Here is a 15,856-nt window from a genome sequence, read left to right as displayed (position 1 = left end):
TGGTGGTAGCGGGTGGGCACCAGTAGAAGTCCCGACTTGCAGGGCAGCTGTGAAGAAGAACTGTTGATCGAACGGACGGTCCGCGGCCTCCGTGCTCCACCGCGGGTTCGCCGGGTTGCTCCTCCTGTAGGGGGAGGTCGGAGGATGGCGGGATGACAGGCGACACGCGCTACTCGATCGGTGCGTTGGCCCGGCGGACCGGGCTGACGGTCAAGGCGATCCGGTTCTACGCCGATCGGGGCATCGTGCCGCCCACCGGCCGTACCCCGGCCGGGCACCGCTGGTACGGCGTTGATGCCGTCGCACGGCTGGACCTGGTGCGGACGCTGCGCGACCTGGGGTTGGGGCTTCCGGCGATTCGGAGGGTCGTGGACCGGGAGCTCTCGCTGTCCGAGGTCGCGGCTGCGCACGCCGAGGCGCTTGCCGTGCAGATCGACGTGCTGCGGCTGCGGCGTGCGGTACTGACGGCGGTGGCCAGGCGCGGGGCGACACCCGAGGAGACCGAATTGATGCACCGACTGGCCAAGCTCTCGGCGGACGAACGCCGGCGGCTGATCGAGGACTTCCTCGACGCCGCCCTCGGGGACGCCCCCGAACTCGCCGGCGCCAGGCGCACGTTGACCCCGGAGCTGCCCGACGATCCGGATGCCCGCCAGGTCGAGGCCTGGCTGGAGCTGGCGGAACTCACCCAGGACCCGGAGTTCCGCGACGTCGTCCGGCAGTTGGTCGACGGGCGCCGTCCCGGCCTGCACCGGGACGCGGTCGCTCTGGTCCGCGACCGGGCCGCCCCGGCGGTGACCGCCGGCCTCGACCCGGCGTCCGCGCAGGCGGATCCGGTGGTCGAGGCGGTGACGGCCCAGTACGCCGAGGAGCTGGCCCGGCCCGACGACGTCGAGCTGCGTCGTCACCTGTGGACGTACCTGGAGGCGGCGAACGATCCGCGCCGCGAGCAGTACCTGCGGCTGCTCGCCGTGATCAACGGCTGGACGGCCCCGGAGGGTCTCACCCCGGTCCTCACCTGGTTCACCCGCGCCCTGGCCGCCCGCCTCCCGGGCTGACGTGCCATCATCTGCCGCATGCGCCTCACCGTCGACGGAGCCGTCGCGGCCTCGAGGCTCGTCCTGATCGACGAGTTCGAGACCGACGACGGCTACGCGTTCGTTCCGACCCGCCCGCTGTTCCTGGCCGCCGGCGATCGGGTGGAGCTCGCCGACCCCGGTCCGGCCGTCGTGCGGGCGGACGGTACGCGGCACCCGTTGGACGGTGGCTGGGAGACCCGGTGCCGGTGGAGTCTCAGGAGACGTTGAGCGCCAGGTCGTCGAGGACGAACGAGGTCTGCTTCTGGTAGTCCTCGGCACCGGTGAAGGTCAGTGTCACGGTCTGGCCCGCGTAGGCGGAGAGGTCGACGGTGTGCTGGGCGTAGCCGGTGTTGTGGTCGAGGTTGGAGTGGGTGGCGACGGTGGCGCCGTTGGCGGTGACGGTGAGCTTGTCGTAGGCGGTGGTGGTGCTGGTCTCGGCGGTGTCGACGTGCAGCCAGTAGGTGAGGCTCGCGGCGCAGCCGGCCGGGACGGTGACGGTCTGGGTGAGGGTCTCGGTGCGGGTGGTGCCGTAGCCGTCCAGCCAGACGTCCCAACTGCCGCTGCGGGCGGGCTCGGTGGCGGCGCTGTTGACGGTGCCGGCGGTGCCGGTCCAGGGGCTGAGGGCGCCGGTCTCGAAGCCGGGGTTGCCGAGCAGCTGGGCGGGCGTGCAGGAGCCGGTGGGCGGCGGGGTGGTGCCGCCGGTGCTCGGGACGCGGTTGAAATCGGCGGTGAAGGTGGACTCGATGCCGGAGATCACGGCCGGGTCGGCGATGATCAGGCCGAGTTCGCGGTTGTGGTTGAGCGAGTTGTCGGAGAAGTTCTCCGAACCGGCGAACACCTTCGCGGTCGAGGTGCCGTAGTCCGCGACGATCGCCTTCGCGTGCACGTAGAACCCGGTGCTGCTGGTGTACGCGGTGACCTTGCCGCCCGCCGCGGTGACCTGGTTGAACTGCGCGGTGTACTTCGCGGAGGTGTCCTCGGCGACCACCCGCACCGTCACGCCGCGCTGCTCGGCGGCGACGATCGCGTTGACCAGCGCGGCGTCGCCGAACTCCTCCTGCTCGACGTCCAGACTGTGCTGGGCGCCGTTGATCAGCGCGAGCAGCCGGTTCTGCGAGTCGGTGGGCGACCACACCAGGTCGGTCCCGTCGGACGGGGTGACGGCGGTGTGCGCGTAGTCCGCATTGAAGACCTGCTCGATCGCGGCGACGTCGGCCGCGTCGGTGTCCAGCACGCCGTAGTCGCGGGAGGTGGCGTAGTAGGTGGTGTCGAAGTTGCCGGTGGAGACGTACGACGTGGCGCCGTCCACGGTGATGGTCTTCTGGTGGGTGTAGGTGAACGAGGCGGACGAGTAGACCACGCTCACCCCGCCGGCGGTCAGCGCGTTGTACGCGGCGCTGTTGACGGTGCTGTGGTTGGGGTCCATCACCACCCGGACCTTCACGCCAGCCTTCTGGCGGTTCACCAGCGCCGTGGTGAGGTTGGCGTCGCGCAGCTCGTAGATGGTGACGTCGACCGACCTGGTGGCCGAGTTCACCAGGCTGTAGATCGCGCTCTCGCCCTGGTCGGGCAGGACGACCAGGGTGTAGGCGCCGGTGGCGGCGTGGCCGGCCGTGACCGGGGCGAGCGCGGTGGCGGCGACGGTGGCACCGGCGGCGAGGGTGCGCAGCAGGCGGCGGGTGAGGCTCATGGCGGGGCTCCAGCTGTCGGGTGCACATACGGAAGTGACGCGCGTAGCGCCGCCCAGTAAGACACGCCCTGACGGCCGATCAGAAGAGTCCGGACATGACAGATCGCTGAACAGGAATACTTTTACCGGGACCCGGACAACCGTTGACCGGACGTTCTGTCCCGCGTTCGCCCCGCCGCCCCGGCTCGCGCGAAGGTTCGAGCCCGGGTGAGGGGCGACCCGTCGGCTGCGCCTTCACCCGGACGAGTCACCGTCGGCCGTCGGCCGCGGCCTCCAGCACGGCCAGGTCGAGCCTGGTCATGGCGAGCATCGCCGTCACCGTCCGGTTCGCCCGTACCGGGTCCGGGTCGTTCAGCAGCTCCAGCAGCCGGCGCGGCACGATCTGCCAGGACAGGCCGAAGCGGTCCTTCAGCCAGCCGCACTGGCCGGGCTCCCCGCCGTCCGCGGTCAGCAACTCCCAGTAGCGGTCCACCTCGGCCTGGTCGTCGCAGTCCACCTGGAGCGAGAACGCCTCGTTGAAGGTGAACATCGGCCCGCCGTTCAGCGCCCGGTACTCCCGGCCGAACAGTTCGAACGACACCAGCATCACGCTGCCCGCCGGGCCCGGCCCGGCCTCCGAGTAGTGCTTGACGTCCGTCACCCGGCCGTCCCGGAAAACCGAGAGGTAGAACGCGACCGCCTGCTCGGCCTGGTGGTCGAACCACAGGAACGGGGTGATCTTCTCCGCCATCGGGGGAACGCCTTTCGTCGCTGTTCGAGGCCTGCCGCATCGACGCTAGCCCGGCAGGTCCGGCGGGAGCGGGCGGCGCTCCGGCGGTGCGCCAGGTCGGGGGACGGGCCGAGGGAACGGGCCGAGGCGGCGGGTCGAGGGGCGGGCCGGGGGAGAGCTCGGGGGACAGGTGGGGGCGGAATGCGGGGCGGGGCCGTGCGGGCCGTGGCAGAGTCGGTGCCATGACGCTCCCGGACCCGGTCACCCCGCCCGCCGACGACCTCCCGCCCGTCGCCGGCCTGCCCACCGCCGCCGAACAGGCCGAGCGCGACCCGGCCCAACGCGCCCTCGCCGCCCCGCTGCTGACGGAGTTCACCGCTCGCCTGCACGCCGTCACCCCCGTCACCGCGCTCTGGGTGCACGGCTCGCTCGCGCTCGGCGACTACCGGCACGGCCGCAGCGACCTCGACCTGATCGCCGTCCTGCCGACCGCGCCGGACCGCCGGCTGCGCACCGAACTCGCGCTCCTGCACCAGCAGTTGATCGCCGAACGGTCGCCCGCGGAGAAGCTGCACTGCACCTACCTGTCGCAGGACGCGCTCGCGGACCCGGCCGTCGACCACTTCACCTTCGCCCAGGGCGAGCCGATGGACCGGCCGGTCACCGCCGTCACCAGGCGCGAACTCCTGGACGGCGGAATGCGGTTGGCCGGCGCCGAGGCGGTCGCGCTGCTGCCCCCGGTGAGCGACCAGGAGTTGCACGCGCACCTCCGCACCGACCTGCGCACCTACTGGTACCCCGTCACCGACCGCCCCGGACCCTGGCAGCGCGACATCTGGGTGGACTTCGGCCCGATCACCACCACCCGCGCCACCGTCGCCCTCCGCGAGAGCCGCCTGATCACCAAGCGCGAGGCGATCGCCCGACTCCCGTCCCTGGACGCGCCGTCCGAGCTGGTCGCGGACATCGTCGCCCGCCGCTACGGCACGCCGCTGCCGCTCACCGGGGAACAGCGCGACCAACGCGCCGAGCAGGCCCGGCTGTTCACCCGCTCGGTGATCGAACGGGCGCTGGAGTGACGGGAGTTCGGCCGAGGACGGACAGCGCCGCGCGGAGCGAGCCGTAGCCGTCGGCCGGGTCGGCACGGTCGCGCAGACAGCGGTGGAGGGCGGCGGTCAGTTCGAGCCGCGGGCCGATCCGGCGGTCGATCAGGGCCACCGCGAGCCGGGGACGGGTCTCGGCGTCGACGTCCTCGTTGTTGCGCAGCGGGAGCCAGCGGGCGCCCCTGGCACGGCAGGCGGTCTCGCCGAGGTACCAGAGCGCACAGTCGAAGACCGGATCGTCGAACAGGCGGATCACGGACGGGAGATGCGCGATCCGGTAGCGCTCCACTGCCGCCATGTGGTCCAACCTGTCGGCCAGGCCCAGGGTGTGGACGCGCTGCCGCAGCACCTCCTCCAGTGCGTCCAACGACCGCTCCGAGAAGTCGAGTTCACCCTCCCGGCCGGTGGCCCGCGCCCACAGCGGGAACGCCTCCTCGCGCATCGCCAGCCAGAGCGCGAGGTCCTGGCCGGGCCGGCCGGGGTCGAGCGGTCCGGGCGCGTCGGGCCGGGGACGGCTGCCCCGGCTCTGCCCGGGCCGGGCGCGGGCCAGCTCCAGGGCCCGGTCCACCACCGAATCCCAGAACGCATAGCCCTCCAGCGTCTCCGCCAGCCGGTCGCCCGCCGGCGGGCCGGCCGCCGCGACCACCGTGTCGAGCGCGGCGCACATCGGGAAGTCGTCCTCGTACAACTCCTCGGCCTCGGCCAGCTCCTGGGCCTCCTCCTCGTCCAGCACCTCCTTCGGCAGCCGCAGCAGCGGCTGCAGCCGCCCGGGCGCATGGGGTGCAGGCTCGGGCGAACAGTGCCACAACGCACCGTAGTTGCGGACGTGCACCTCGCCGAAGTACCAGGCCGCAGCGGTCAGGAACGGCTCGTTCCGCGCCGCGTCCGCCCGCTCCCGGTCCGGGAAGCGCTCCCGGACGGTCCGCTCCAGGCGAAGGAGCGAGCCGGTGTCGAAGTCCCAGCCGCCGCCGGTGAGTTCGGCCCAGGCGGGAAACCCGTCCCGGCCCTCGGCCAGCCAGGCGTTCAGCCGGGGATTGTCGCGCCACTCGGGGTCGTCGATGGTGGTCATGGCCGCCGAGAGTAGGCGGCGGGACGGACAGTCGACGGCCTGTCAGCGCGTGGGGCGCCGGAACAGGGCGGTCCACAGGAACGGCATGCCGAACAGCGGCGACTCGGCGGGCTGCTCCCGCATGCGGCGCAGTTCGACCTCGGTCAGGTCGGCGAACACCCGGCGCAGCGCGTCCGGGGTGTACGCGAGGCCACCGTGCAGGGAGCGTTCGCGGTAGCAGTCCGCGTCGGAGAGCTCGGAGCCCATGCCGCCCTCGCCGGCGGCGAAGCAGGTCAGCGCGAACAGACCGCCGGGGGCCAGGACGCGGTCGAGCAGCGCCAGGTAGCCGACCCGGCGGTGCGGCGGCAGGTGGTGGAAGCAGCCCGAGTCGACGATCAGGTCGTACGGCCCGCTCAGCTCGTCCGCGCCGAGCGCGAAGGCGTCCCCGCAGCGGAAGCGGACGTCGACACCCGCCTCGCGGGCCCGCTCGCGACCCCAGTCGACGGCGACGGGGGAGAGGTCGACCGCGTCCACCTCGAAGCCCCGCGCGGCGAGGTGCACGGCGTTGCGGCCCGGGCCGCAGCCCAGGTCCAGCGCGCGGCCGGGGGCGATCAGTCCCCGGTCGAGGTGCGCGGCCAGGTTCTCGTCCGGTTTCGCCACGAAGAACGGGACCGACCTGCTCCGGTCGCCGTAGAAGCGGTCCCAGTAGTCCCGGCCGTCGCCGGTGGCGAGCCGGCCGGTCTCCGGCGTGGTGCCGAACAGCCCGTCCAGGAGCGCGAGTACGTCCTCGACCGTGCGAACGGTCCGGTCCATCCGGCCCCCCTTCCGACCTGGCCGATCCTAGGCAGCGGGGACCGGACCGACCAGGTCGGGCGAGTTTCGGCCACCGCCGCAGCGGGCTGCTGCCGCCCGGGGCCGACACCGAAGGCCCGGACTTCGGGCGACGGGCCCCGGGCCGGGCGGGCCGCCCCTGCCGGGCCGGGACGGGCGCCTTCCGCGCGGCGCCCGGCCGCCCGGGGGCGAGAAAAAATCATCCGGGCGGGTGACAGGGCGTGGCGTGGCCGACATTCGCCCCAGGGCTGGATCCGCGGGCCGACGGGGTGTCAGTCGGCGGCGGGGAACAGGGCGGTGAGCTTCGGCAAGCGGGCGGCGGTCTGCTCGGCCGTCCACGGCTCGCCGTCCGGGTCGGCGACCAGCGGGCTGTCGTGGCCCTGGGCGAGCATCGCCTCCTCAAGGCCGTCCTCGTTGCCGGTGAGCGCCTCCCAGGCGTCGGCCGCGCAGTAGTCGAGGGTCTCCCAGCCGGGCAGGTGGCGGTCGGTCTCGGCGGCCAGCCGCCGGAACTCGGGGTGGTCGGCGAGCGCGTCCGGCTCGTCGACGGCCAGTCGGTGGGCGTCCTGACCGAGGCCGACCAGCCAGGCGTGGAAGTACCACAGGCCGTCGTCGCTGAGCCGGCCGGGCGCCACCAGCTTCGCCACTGCGACGGTGGCCCGGGTGTCGACCGGCGCCCGCACCTCGTCCAGGCGCAGCTGGAACTCCAGCACCTCCTCCAACGGCAGTTGTCCCAGCCGGTCGACCAGCAGCTTGGTGCGGTCGCAGGGCGCGCCGGCCTCCAGGGTCGACTCCACCAGTTCCCAGAAAACGCTCAGGTCCATGCCCGGCATGCTCCCACGCCCCGAGGACACCGGTTTCCGCCGCCGGTCCTTGACTTCAAGGGCGCTTGAACTCGCAGGATGGGCGACGGCAGGGCCGGAAACGTCCGGCCGGACGACGGGTGGAGGCATGATGCGGGCAGTGTGGCTGCGGGAGTTCGGCGGGCCGGAGGTCCTGGTGCCGGGCGAGGCGCCGGACCCGGTGCCGGGGGACGGCGAGGTGCTGATCGAGGTCGCCCACGCCAACCTGACGTTCGTGGAGACCCAGTTCCGCGCCACCGGACTCGGCCCGTTCTCCGCCGCGCTGCCGATGATCCCCGGCAACGGCGTCGGCGGCACCGTCGCCGCCGTCGGCCCCGGCGTCGGCGCCGAGCTGCTCGGCCGGCGCGTCGTCTCCTCCACCGGCGGCAGCGGCGGCTACGCGGAACGCGCCGCCGTCCCCGCCGCCGGCCTCCACCAGGTGCCCGACGGCCTCGCCCTGGACAGCGCGACCGCGCTGCTCGCCGACGGCCGCACCGCCCGCCTGCTGCTGGAGACCGCCGCACCCGCCCCCGGCTCCCGGGTCCTGATCCTGGCGGCCGCGGGCGGCGTCGGCACCCTGCTGGTCCAACTCGCCGCCCACGCCGGCCTGCAGGTGGTCGCCGCGGCCGGCGGCCCCGCCAAACTCGCCCTCGCCGCCGAACTCGGCGCCGCCGAAACCCTCGACTACCGGCAACCCGACTGGACCGCCCGCACCGCCCCCGTCGACCTCGTCCTCGACGGCGTGGGCGGCACCCTCGGCCGCGCCGCCACCACCCTGCTCCGCCCCGGCGGACACCTACTCAGCTACGGCCTGGCCAGCGGCAGTTGGACCGACCTGCCGCCGGACGAGGTCGCCGCCCGCAGGCTCACCGTCCTCACCCTGCGCCCCACCCCCGACGCCGTCCGCGCCGCCACCGCCCACGTCCTCGCCGAGGCCGCGGCCGACCGCCTGCGCCCCGTCATCGGCCGCCGCTTCCCGCTGGCGCAGGCCGCCGACGCCCACCGCGCCATCGAATCCCGGGCCACGCTCGGCAAAACGCTGCTGGACGTCCGCCCGGAGTGACCCGGACCCTGCGTCGAACCCGAGTGACGCCCGGTCGGTCGGAGTTCGACCACACCAGCACGGCCGGCCCGTCCGGCGTGAGCACCGGAACCCACGCCTCGTCCGCCCGGTCGAGCCGGGTCTCGTCCAGGCACAGGGGGGCAGTTCGGTGACGCCGTCGGAGGTCCAGCAGCGGACGGTTCCGACGATCGCGCGGAGGCGGCGCCGCTCCTCGGCCGACCAGGCGTGGTACCAGGCGCCGGGGCCGCGGAAACGGCGTTCGAACAGCTCGCGCGGCGCGTCCGACGCGGCCGGGGCGAACAGCGGCATCAGGAAGCCCTCGACCTGCCCCGAGCGGCAGGCGGCGCCGCCGTACTGGTGCTGACGGACGATCCCGGTCGGCGCCTCGACCAGCGCGAGGAGCCGGCCGCCGCCGCTGGTGCCGTCGGGGTCGAGGAGGACGACGCGTCGAAAGGCCGTGGCCGCAGTCCTCCCGGCCGCAGGCGCCGGGCTCAACGGGATGCCCCGCGGTCGCGGCCGCGGCCGAAGCTGACGGGCCGTCGGAAATCGGGTCGTGCCCGGCCCGACGGTCTCGTTAGCATCCCGACATGTCAGATCAGCCGATGTACCCTCCCAAGCCCCGGCCCGGCGACCGCGTCGCCGTGCTCTCGCCGTCCTTCGCCGGGCCCGCCGTGTTCCCGCTGCCGTACGAGCTCGGCCTGCGCCGCCTGCGCGAGGAGTTCGGACTGGAGCCGGTCGAGTACCCGACCACCCGCAAGCTCGGGGCGAGCCCCGAGGAGCGGGCCGCCGACCTGCACGCGGCGTTCACCGACCCGAGCATCACCGCCGTGCTGGCGACGGTCGGCGGTGAGGAGCAGATCAGTCTCGTCCCGTACCTGGACGGGGAGTTGCTCCGATCGCACGCCAAGCCGTTCTTCGGGTACAGCGACAACACCAACCTGCTGGACTTCCTGTGGCGGCACGGCGTGGTCTCGTACCACGGCGGTGCGGTGATGACCGAGTTCGGCCGGCCCGGCGCCCTGCACCCGCTCACCGAGGCCTCGCTGCGGGCCGCGCTGTTCGACAGCGGCGAGTTCGAACTGCGCGAAGCCGAGGACGTCAGCACCGAACTCGGCCGCTGGGAGGACCCGGCCACGTTCGAACAGCTGCCGGCGAGCGAGCCCGGCACCGGCGCCTACTGGCACCGCTCCGACCGGGTGGTCGAAGGCGTCAGCTGGGGCGGCAACCTGGAGATCCTGCACTGGATGGCCGCCGCCGACCGCCTGCTGCCCGTCGAGGCGTACGCGGGCTGCGTGCTGGTGCTGGAGACCTCCGAGGAGATGCCGTCCGGCACCGAGGTGTACCGGATGCTGCGCAACCTCGGTGAACGCGGACTGCTCCGGCAGTTCCCGGCCGTGCTGTTCGGCCGCGCCATGGCCTGGTCCTTCGAGCAGCCGAACGACGCCGCGCAGCGCGCCGAGTACCGCGCCGAGCAGCGGGCCGGCGCGCTGCGCGCCCTGGACGCCTACGCGCCGGACACCACGGCCGTGTTCGACGTCGACCTGGGCCACACCCAGCCCCAGCAGGTGATTCCGTACGGCGGCCGGATCCGGGTCGACGGCCCGGCCCGCCGCATCACCGTCACCTACTGAACCCGCCCGGCGGCACGTGCCCGCACCCGCGCCGACCAGCGCGTGCCGCCGCGGGCCGCGCCACCCGGCCTGGCCCGGTCGCCCGCCGACCACGTATCGTGGCCGGGATCGGAACGCGGTGCCCGGGGCACTGCGGCGAACGGGCACGACGTCGCGCGGGCGGCGGACGGGGGCGGTGACCTGACGGTGGCTGACGTGGCATCGACGACGGGGGACGGGCCGACGGCGGCAGACCTGGAGGACACCTTCAAGCTGCCGACCCAGCCGGCGGGAAGCCCCGCGCAGGGCGCCGAACTTCCGCCCGCCAACGACCCGTTCGCCACCTCCGTCAACCTGCGGGTCAACCTGACACCCCCGGACCTCACCCCCGGCGGCAACCGGCCGGCCCCGCCGCCCACCCCGACCCCGGCCGGCGGCACGCCCGTCCCGCCGCCGCCCGCGATGCCGCCCGCCCCGGTCAGCACCGGGTGGACGGGCATGATCCCGGTGATCACCGCCGACATGCCGCCGCCCGGCACGGCCGCCCCGGCGCCCGTCGCGGCGTCAACTCCCGTACCCGCGCCGGTACCCGCGCCCGCCCGCGGCATCGGCCAGGGCCTGCGCGGCCGGATCCTGGTGATCGAGGGCGGCTACGGCGGCGGCCGCCGCTGGGGACGCGGCGGCACCGCGCACGCCTCCGTGCTGTCCGCCGCGCTGGCCGGCGTCGCCCCGCAGATCCTGCTCTCCGCCGACCAGGTGGACGCCGTCCACCTGCCCGGCGCCAACGACCCGCAGACCGTGCTCGCCCACCTGCGCGCCGCCGCCCGCCACCCCGGGCCGCTGCTGATCCACCTCGGCGGCCACCTGGTCACCGACCGGCGCGGCGACCAGATGTACCTCTCGCTGCGCGAGAACAAGGCCTCCGAGAGCCTGCCCTGGTCCGCCCTCGCCACCGAACTTCGGCACCGCGGAACCGAGTTCGACACCCTGGTGATCGGCGACCTGAGCGCCGACCCGGTGCTGTGGCCGCACCTCGTCTCCGCCGCCGGGCAGCAGCTGAGCGAAGGCGTGCCGCTGTGGGCCGTCGTCAACCACGACCCCGATCAGCTCGGCACCTTCACCCGCGCGCTGATCGAGACCCTGCACCGCGGCCGCCCCGGCGCCGACCAGCTGCTCACCCCCGAACTGGTCCGCCAGCAGGTCCACTCGGTGCTGCGCGCCGACACCGTGGTGATCGCCGCCCACCCCGGCGACCGGCCGTGGTTCCGCAACACCTCCCGGCAGATCGGCCCCGCCGACACCGCTGCCGGCCGACCGGCCGCACCCCCCGCCGCGGCCCCGGCCGCCCCGCCCGCCGCGCGCCCCGCCGAACCGGCCCGGCCCCGGCTCGCCCCCGGCTGGACGCCGCGCGCCCTGGTCTCGCTGCGCAAGCCCGGCGTGCCCGCCACGCCCGCCCGCCGCCGAATGATCGTCTCGCTGGTGCGCGGCGTCCCGATGGTCCCGGTGGACACGCCGCTGGTCGACCTCGGCAAGGACCGCCCCGCACCGGACATCGCACCCGAGCCCACCGTCCGGCTCGGCAAGGACCTCCCGGCGGCGGCCGCCGCACCGGCGGTCGAACGCGCCGAGTCCGCGCCCGCACCGGCCGAGTGGTACGCCGTGGACTTCGCCAAGCCCGCACCCGCGCCCGCACCGGCCGGACTGCTCGAACGGTCCGAACCCGCCGCGGCGGAACCCCGGTTCGACCCGCTGGCCGCGACCGTCCCGATCACCGGCGACGCCCTGGCCGCCACCCTGCCGCTGCCCGACCCCGGCGCGACCGTTCCGACCGTGCCGCTCGACAAGCCCCGACCGCCGGTCCGGCACGACCCGTTGGCGGCGACCGTGCCACTGGACAAGCCGCCGGTCCGGCACGACCCGCGGGTGGCCACCGTCCCGCTGGAGGAGAACGCCGCCGCTGCCCCGTCCGCCCCGGCCGAACAGGCCCCGCCGACCGACTACTTGGAGGCCATCGGCGAGATCGTCCGGGCCGCCGAGGCGGGCGACCACGACACCGCCGCGACGCTCGCACTCGCCCTGGAGAACAAGGCGGTCGCCGCGCACGGCACCCTCGCCCCGGTGGTGCTCCAGGTCCGGCAGGTCCGCGCGCACGTCTCCCGGGTGGCCGGACTGCCCCTGCTGGCCGCCGAGTTGTACCGCCAGGTGGCCGCCGCGCTGCTGCAGGTCGAAGGCCCCGAGCACCCCGAGACCCAGCGCGCCGCCACCAACGCCGAAGCCTGCTGGCGCGCCGTCAAGGACCCGACCGAGGCGATCCGGATCGCACCCGAGATCATAGAGCTCCGCGCCCACCTGCCCGGCCCCGACGGCCGCAAGCTGCGCGCCTCCGAACGCTACCTCCAGCAGCTCGTCAACGCGAAGGCGGCGGCGGGCAGTTGATGCCCGCTCACCGATCCACGGTCCACGGCGCGTCCGGCGGCGGTGCGCCGGTGTCCAACAGGTGCCGGACGAGGCGCAGCGCCCGGTCGAGCGGGACGGTGTCATCGTCCGGGTACTCGTCGTGCTGGCCGTTGGCGAGCAGGTAGCCGTCGCTCCACCCGTCCGCGCCCGGGTCGACGGCGTGCCCGCCCGGGTCGCCCGGCCCGTCCAGCAGCATCACCATCGCCCGCTCGCCGTTGCAGACCACCGCCAACTGCCGCCCGCGCGAACTGTGCAGCCAGTTCTCCAGCCGGCCCGCGCCGATCCGTCGCCGCAGCTCGGCGACGGCGTCCTGCCCGTCGGCCGCGATGGACGCATGGTCGGCGAACTCCCAGCGCTCGGTGTGCTGTTGGGTCATGCGGGCGGTCTCCCTCCGGGTGCGGCGGCGCGGTCCCGAACCGCCCACGCTACCGGGAGGCCGGGCTCAGTCGGCGTCGACGGGGAGCAGGCCGCGCTCGGCGAAGACCCGCTTCGCGGCGAGGGTGGCGTTGATCGCCCGGGGGAACCCGCAGTAGGCGGCGGCGTGCAGCAGGGCCTCGACGATCTGACGTGGCGTCAGGCCGACGTTCAGGGCGGCGTTCACGTGGACCTCGACCTGGGGCTCGCAGCCGCCGAGCGCGGTCAGCATGCCGAGCGTGACGAGCTGCCGGTCGCGTGGCTCCAGCGCCGGACGGGAGTAGATCTCGGCGAACCCCCAGGCCGCGATCTGGTGCGCCAGCTCGGGGGAGACGTCCGTCAGCGCCGCCACCATCCGCTCGCCCGCCTCGCCGTCGATCCGCCCGAGGACCCGCATGCCCCGCTCGAAACGCTCACGGCGGTCGTCCGTGGTCATGGCCCCGCTCCCTGCGTGGTTCGACGATCGGGCAGCTCGACGGCCCGAAGGCCACCGTAGAGTCCGGACGGGCCGCATCGGGCGGGCCGCGCCGACGCGACCCCCCGGCGGCCCAGCGGAGGGCGGCCCTGCGGGGCCCGGTCGGTCCGACACCGACCGGAATCAAATGCTGCGACGTCCGGCGCAAGGAGGCGCTACACTCGCCGCGACACCGTTGGTACGCGATGCGCGGGTACGCGATTCGCGTGAGCAGAGGGACAGAGACGTGGCGGGTGACGACGACATCTCCGGGTGAGATCCGGATCTGACGGCCACCGGGCCGGCGCACAGGAGCGCTGCCGGAGTGGTCCGTTTCGTCGTCCCCTTTTTCGCCCGTCCCCTCGGGGCAGTGGCTGTTCCCTGCCCTCCAGCACCTTCGAGGTCTCTTCACCATGTCCGACGCTGCCGTCGTCTGCTCCAACCTGTCCTTCTCCTGGCCGGACGACACCCCCGTCTTCCACGACCTGTCGTTCAGCGTGCCCACCGGCCGCACCGGCCTGGTCGCCCCGAACGGGTCCGGCAAGTCCACCCTGCTCCGGCTGATCGCCGGGCAACTCAAGCCCACCGCAGGCTCGGTGACGGTCTCCGGCACCCTCGGCTACCTGCCGCAGACCCTGCCGCTGACCGGGAACCTCACGGTCGCCGAGGTGCTCGGCATCGCCGAGGTGATCCGCGCCCTGGACGCCGTCGAGTCCGGCGACGTCGCCGAGGAGCACTTCGCCACCATCGGCGACGACTGGGACATCGAGGAGCGCACCCGCGCCCAGCTCGACCGCCTCGGCCTCGGCCACCTCGCCATGGACCGCAGCCTGAGCACGCTCAGCGGCGGCCAGGTGATCTCCCTCGGCCTCGCCGCCCAACTCCTGCGCCGCCCCGACGTGCTGCTGCTCGACGAGCCCACCAACAACCTCGACCTGACGTCCCGCCACCGGCTCTACGACGTGCTGTCCGAGTTCAACGGCTGCCTGCTGCTGGTCAGCCACGACCGCGCGCTGCTCGACCGGATGGAGCGGATCGCCGAACTCGGCAACGGCGAACTGCGCCTGTACGGCGGCGACTTCACCGCCTACGAGGAGGCCGTCCGGGGTGAGCGGGAGGTCGCCGAACGCAACGTCCGCAACGCCGAGCAGACGCTGAAGCGGGAGAAGCGCGAGGCCCAGCAGGCCCGGGAACGCGCCGACCGGCGGGCCAGCAACGCCGCGAAGAACCTGAAGAACGCCGGACTGCCGAAGATCTTCGCCGGAAACATGAAGCGCGGCGCGCAGGAAGCCGCCGGCCGCTCGGGCCAGGTGCACGCCGCCCGGGTCGACGAGGCCAAGGCCCGCCTCGACGAGGCCGGGCGGGCGGTGCGCGAGGAGCAGCGCCTCAGCCTGGAACTGCCCGACACCCAGGTGCCCGCCGGCCGCACCCTGTTCCACGGCACCGGCCTGCAGGCGCGCCTCGACGGCAGCGAGGTGTTCGCCCCCGGTGGCGTCGACCTGGTCGTCCGCGGCCCCGAGCGGATCGCGCTGACCGGCCCCAACGGCGCCGGCAAGACCACCCTGATGCGGCTGATCACCGGCGCGCTCACCCCGGACAGCGGCGAACTGCGGCGCGGCGAAGGCCGGATCGCCTACCTGTCGCAGCGCCTGGACCTGCTGGACGAGAACCGCACCGTCGCGGAGAACTTCGCCGAGTTCGCGCCCGAGCGCCCCGAGGCCGAGCGGATGAACCTGCTCGCCCGGTTCCTGTTCCGCGGGCCCCGCGCGCACCTGCCGGTCGGCGTGCTGTCCGGCGGCGAGCGGCTGCGCGCCACCCTGGCCTGCGTGCTGTGCGCCGAACCCGCACCGCACCTGCTGCTGCTCGACGAGCCCACCAACAACCTCGACCTGGTCGGCGTGGGCCAGTTGGAGAGCGCCCTGAACGCCTACAAGGGCGCGTTCCTGGTGGTCAGCCACGACGAACGGTTCCTCGCCGAGATCGGCGTCGACCGCCGCCTGCGCCTGGCCGACGGCGTCCTCGCCGAAGCGGCGGCCCCCGCGATCTGACCGACCGCCCCGCGAAACCTGCCCGGACGGGCCACCGGCCGTCCGGGCAGGTGTCGCGAGTGGGCCGCGGTGAGGCTGCCCTGCCGGTTCTCGTGGATTGCGGCAGCGTGCCCGGCGGGCTGCTCGTCGCGGACTGCGGGGGAGTTCGGCGGGGGCTCGACCGGCCGAGGGTGCGGGCGAGGCCGGGCCACCTGGGCGGGGTCGGCCCGGCGCACTGCCCGGTGTGGCTGTGCTGCGGGGCTCCGTGGCCGACGGGGTGCTTCAAGCATGCTTCAACCACGGTCGTGCGCACCCGAGTTGCCGAGCCCGGGGCGGCGGCGGGCCGCACCGTGCGGCCGTCCCGCCGGGCCCCGCCGCGTCCCGCGGCCCGGTGGCAGCTCGCTCGCCGCCGACCGTGCCGCAGGAGCCTCGCTCACCGCGCCTCAACCAGCTCCGGCTGTCGCCGAGTCGGTCCGTCCGATCCGAGCTCCGGCTGTCGCCGAGTCGGTCCGTCCGATCCGAGCTCCGGCTG

Annotated in this window: 14 protein-coding genes and 1 pseudogene; 7 read left to right on the top strand and 8 right to left on the bottom strand. The window is 74.3% G+C overall.

The window, feature by feature from the left end; translation table 11 throughout:
- Nucleotides 1–152: 152 nt before the first annotated feature.
- Complete coding sequence (locus CG736_RS04775; protein ID WP_100584831.1) at nt 153–1,058, top strand: MerR family transcriptional regulator; 906 nt, start codon at nt 153–155, stop codon at nt 1,056–1,058.
- An 18-nt stretch (nt 1,059–1,076) separates the two neighbouring features.
- On the top strand, nt 1,077–1,307 hold the full coding sequence (locus CG736_RS04770) for a hypothetical protein (RefSeq protein ID WP_100584830.1): 231 nt from the start codon (nt 1,077–1,079) through the stop codon (nt 1,305–1,307).
- Here CG736_RS04770 and CG736_RS04765 read toward each other — a convergent pair.
- Complete coding sequence (locus tag CG736_RS04765) at nt 1,294–2,769, bottom strand: phospholipase D-like domain-containing protein (RefSeq protein WP_100584829.1); 1,476 nt, start codon at nt 2,767–2,769, stop codon at nt 1,294–1,296. The genes CG736_RS04770 and CG736_RS04765 overlap by 14 nt on opposite strands.
- Before the next feature lie 247 nt (nt 2,770–3,016).
- Nucleotides 3,017–3,499, bottom strand: a complete 483-nt coding sequence (locus CG736_RS04760) for a VOC family protein (protein WP_100584828.1) — start codon at nt 3,497–3,499, stop codon at nt 3,017–3,019.
- A gap of 221 nt (nt 3,500–3,720) precedes the next feature.
- Between CG736_RS04760 and CG736_RS04755 the strand changes: the two genes are divergently transcribed.
- Nucleotides 3,721–4,557: a nucleotidyltransferase domain-containing protein gene (locus CG736_RS04755; protein ID WP_157815410.1), complete on the top strand. Its 837-nt coding sequence runs from the start codon at nt 3,721–3,723 to the stop codon at nt 4,555–4,557.
- Here CG736_RS04755 and CG736_RS04750 read toward each other — a convergent pair.
- The 3 genes from CG736_RS04750 to CG736_RS04740 form a co-directional block, all read right to left on the bottom strand.
- Complete coding sequence (locus tag CG736_RS04750) at nt 4,523–5,650, bottom strand: hypothetical protein (RefSeq protein ID WP_100584827.1); 1,128 nt, start codon at nt 5,648–5,650, stop codon at nt 4,523–4,525. The two genes, CG736_RS04755 and CG736_RS04750, sit on opposite strands and share 35 nt — an antisense overlap.
- 42 nt (nt 5,651–5,692) lie before the next feature.
- On the bottom strand, nt 5,693–6,442 hold the full coding sequence (locus tag CG736_RS04745; protein WP_100584826.1) for a class I SAM-dependent methyltransferase: 750 nt from the start codon (nt 6,440–6,442) through the stop codon (nt 5,693–5,695).
- 290 nt (nt 6,443–6,732) lie between these two features.
- Nucleotides 6,733–7,281 (bottom strand): DUF4240 domain-containing protein, encoded by a 549-nt coding sequence (locus CG736_RS04740; protein ID WP_157815409.1) that lies wholly within the window; start codon nt 7,279–7,281, stop codon nt 6,733–6,735.
- Nucleotides 7,282–7,408: 127 nt separating this feature from the next.
- Between CG736_RS04740 and CG736_RS04735 the strand changes: the two genes are divergently transcribed.
- A complete protein-coding gene (locus tag CG736_RS04735; protein ID WP_232733785.1) occupies nt 7,409–8,362 on the top strand; it encodes a zinc-binding dehydrogenase in 954 nt (317 codons plus the stop codon).
- Here CG736_RS04735 and CG736_RS38850 read toward each other — a convergent pair.
- Nucleotides 8,259–8,857 (bottom strand): annotated as a pseudogene (locus CG736_RS38850) (DUF6210 family protein). The gene CG736_RS04735 and the pseudogene CG736_RS38850 overlap by 104 nt on opposite strands.
- Before the next feature lie 92 nt (nt 8,858–8,949).
- Here CG736_RS38850 and CG736_RS04730 point away from each other — a divergent pair.
- Nucleotides 8,950–9,993 carry a S66 peptidase family protein gene (locus CG736_RS04730; RefSeq protein ID WP_100584823.1) on the top strand — a complete coding sequence of 348 codons (1,044 nt, stop codon included), beginning with the start codon at nt 8,950–8,952 and terminating at the stop codon, nt 9,991–9,993.
- Between the two features lie 195 nt (nt 9,994–10,188).
- A complete protein-coding gene (locus CG736_RS04725; protein ID WP_100584822.1) occupies nt 10,189–12,408 on the top strand; it encodes a hypothetical protein in 2,220 nt (739 codons plus the stop codon).
- A 7-nt stretch (nt 12,409–12,415) separates the two neighbouring features.
- Here CG736_RS04725 and CG736_RS04720 read toward each other — a convergent pair whose 3' ends face one another.
- Nucleotides 12,416–12,805: an Imm1 family immunity protein gene (locus tag CG736_RS04720; protein WP_100584821.1), complete on the bottom strand. Its 390-nt coding sequence runs from the start codon at nt 12,803–12,805 to the stop codon at nt 12,416–12,418.
- A gap of 66 nt (nt 12,806–12,871) precedes the next feature.
- Entirely contained in the window at nt 12,872–13,279 is a 408-nt protein-coding gene (locus tag CG736_RS04715; protein WP_198520345.1) for a carboxymuconolactone decarboxylase family protein, read from the bottom strand.
- Between the two features lie 431 nt (nt 13,280–13,710).
- Here CG736_RS04715 and CG736_RS04710 point away from each other — a divergent pair, with 431 nt between their 5' ends.
- Nucleotides 13,711–15,345, top strand: coding sequence for an ABC-F family ATP-binding cassette domain-containing protein (locus tag CG736_RS04710; protein ID WP_100584819.1), 1,635 nt, complete (start codon nt 13,711–13,713; stop codon nt 15,343–15,345).
- Nucleotides 15,346–15,856: the final 511 nt, after the last annotated feature.

This window comes from Kitasatospora sp. CB02891, assembly GCF_002803145.1.
Lineage (GTDB): Bacteria > Actinomycetota > Actinomycetes > Streptomycetales > Streptomycetaceae > Kitasatospora > Kitasatospora griseola.
The sequence above is the reverse complement of the archived record's forward strand: the minus strand, read 5'-3'. Positions and strand labels throughout refer to the sequence as shown.

Excerpts from the sequence above, each read along its gene's own strand:
- CG736_RS04755 (WP_157815410.1), top strand. The coding sequence starts at position 3,721 with ATGACGCTCCCGGACCCGGTCACCCCGCCCGCCGACGACCTCCCGCCC.
- CG736_RS04765 (WP_100584829.1), bottom strand. The coding sequence starts at position 2,769 with ATGAGCCTCACCCGCCGCCTGCTGCGCACCCTCGCCGCCGGTGCCACC.
- CG736_RS04750 (WP_100584827.1), bottom strand. The coding sequence starts at position 5,650 with ATGACCACCATCGACGACCCCGAGTGGCGCGACAATCCCCGGCTGAAC.
- CG736_RS04740 (WP_157815409.1), bottom strand. The coding sequence starts at position 7,281 with ATGGACCTGAGCGTTTTCTGGGAACTGGTGGAGTCGACCCTGGAGGCC.
- CG736_RS04745 (WP_100584826.1), bottom strand. The coding sequence starts at position 6,442 with ATGGACCGGACCGTTCGCACGGTCGAGGACGTACTCGCGCTCCTGGAC.
- CG736_RS04770 (WP_100584830.1), top strand. The coding sequence starts at position 1,077 with ATGCGCCTCACCGTCGACGGAGCCGTCGCGGCCTCGAGGCTCGTCCTG.
- CG736_RS04760 (WP_100584828.1), bottom strand. The coding sequence starts at position 3,499 with ATGGCGGAGAAGATCACCCCGTTCCTGTGGTTCGACCACCAGGCCGAG.
- CG736_RS04720 (WP_100584821.1), bottom strand. The coding sequence starts at position 12,805 with ATGACCCAACAGCACACCGAGCGCTGGGAGTTCGCCGACCATGCGTCC.
- CG736_RS04730 (WP_100584823.1), top strand. The coding sequence starts at position 8,950 with ATGTCAGATCAGCCGATGTACCCTCCCAAGCCCCGGCCCGGCGACCGC.
- CG736_RS04710 (WP_100584819.1), top strand. The coding sequence starts at position 13,711 with ATGTCCGACGCTGCCGTCGTCTGCTCCAACCTGTCCTTCTCCTGGCCG.
- CG736_RS04715 (WP_198520345.1), bottom strand. The coding sequence starts at position 13,279 with ATGACCACGGACGACCGCCGTGAGCGTTTCGAGCGGGGCATGCGGGTC.
- CG736_RS04735 (WP_232733785.1), top strand. The coding sequence starts at position 7,409 with ATGATGCGGGCAGTGTGGCTGCGGGAGTTCGGCGGGCCGGAGGTCCTG.
- CG736_RS04775 (WP_100584831.1), top strand. The coding sequence starts at position 153 with ATGACAGGCGACACGCGCTACTCGATCGGTGCGTTGGCCCGGCGGACC.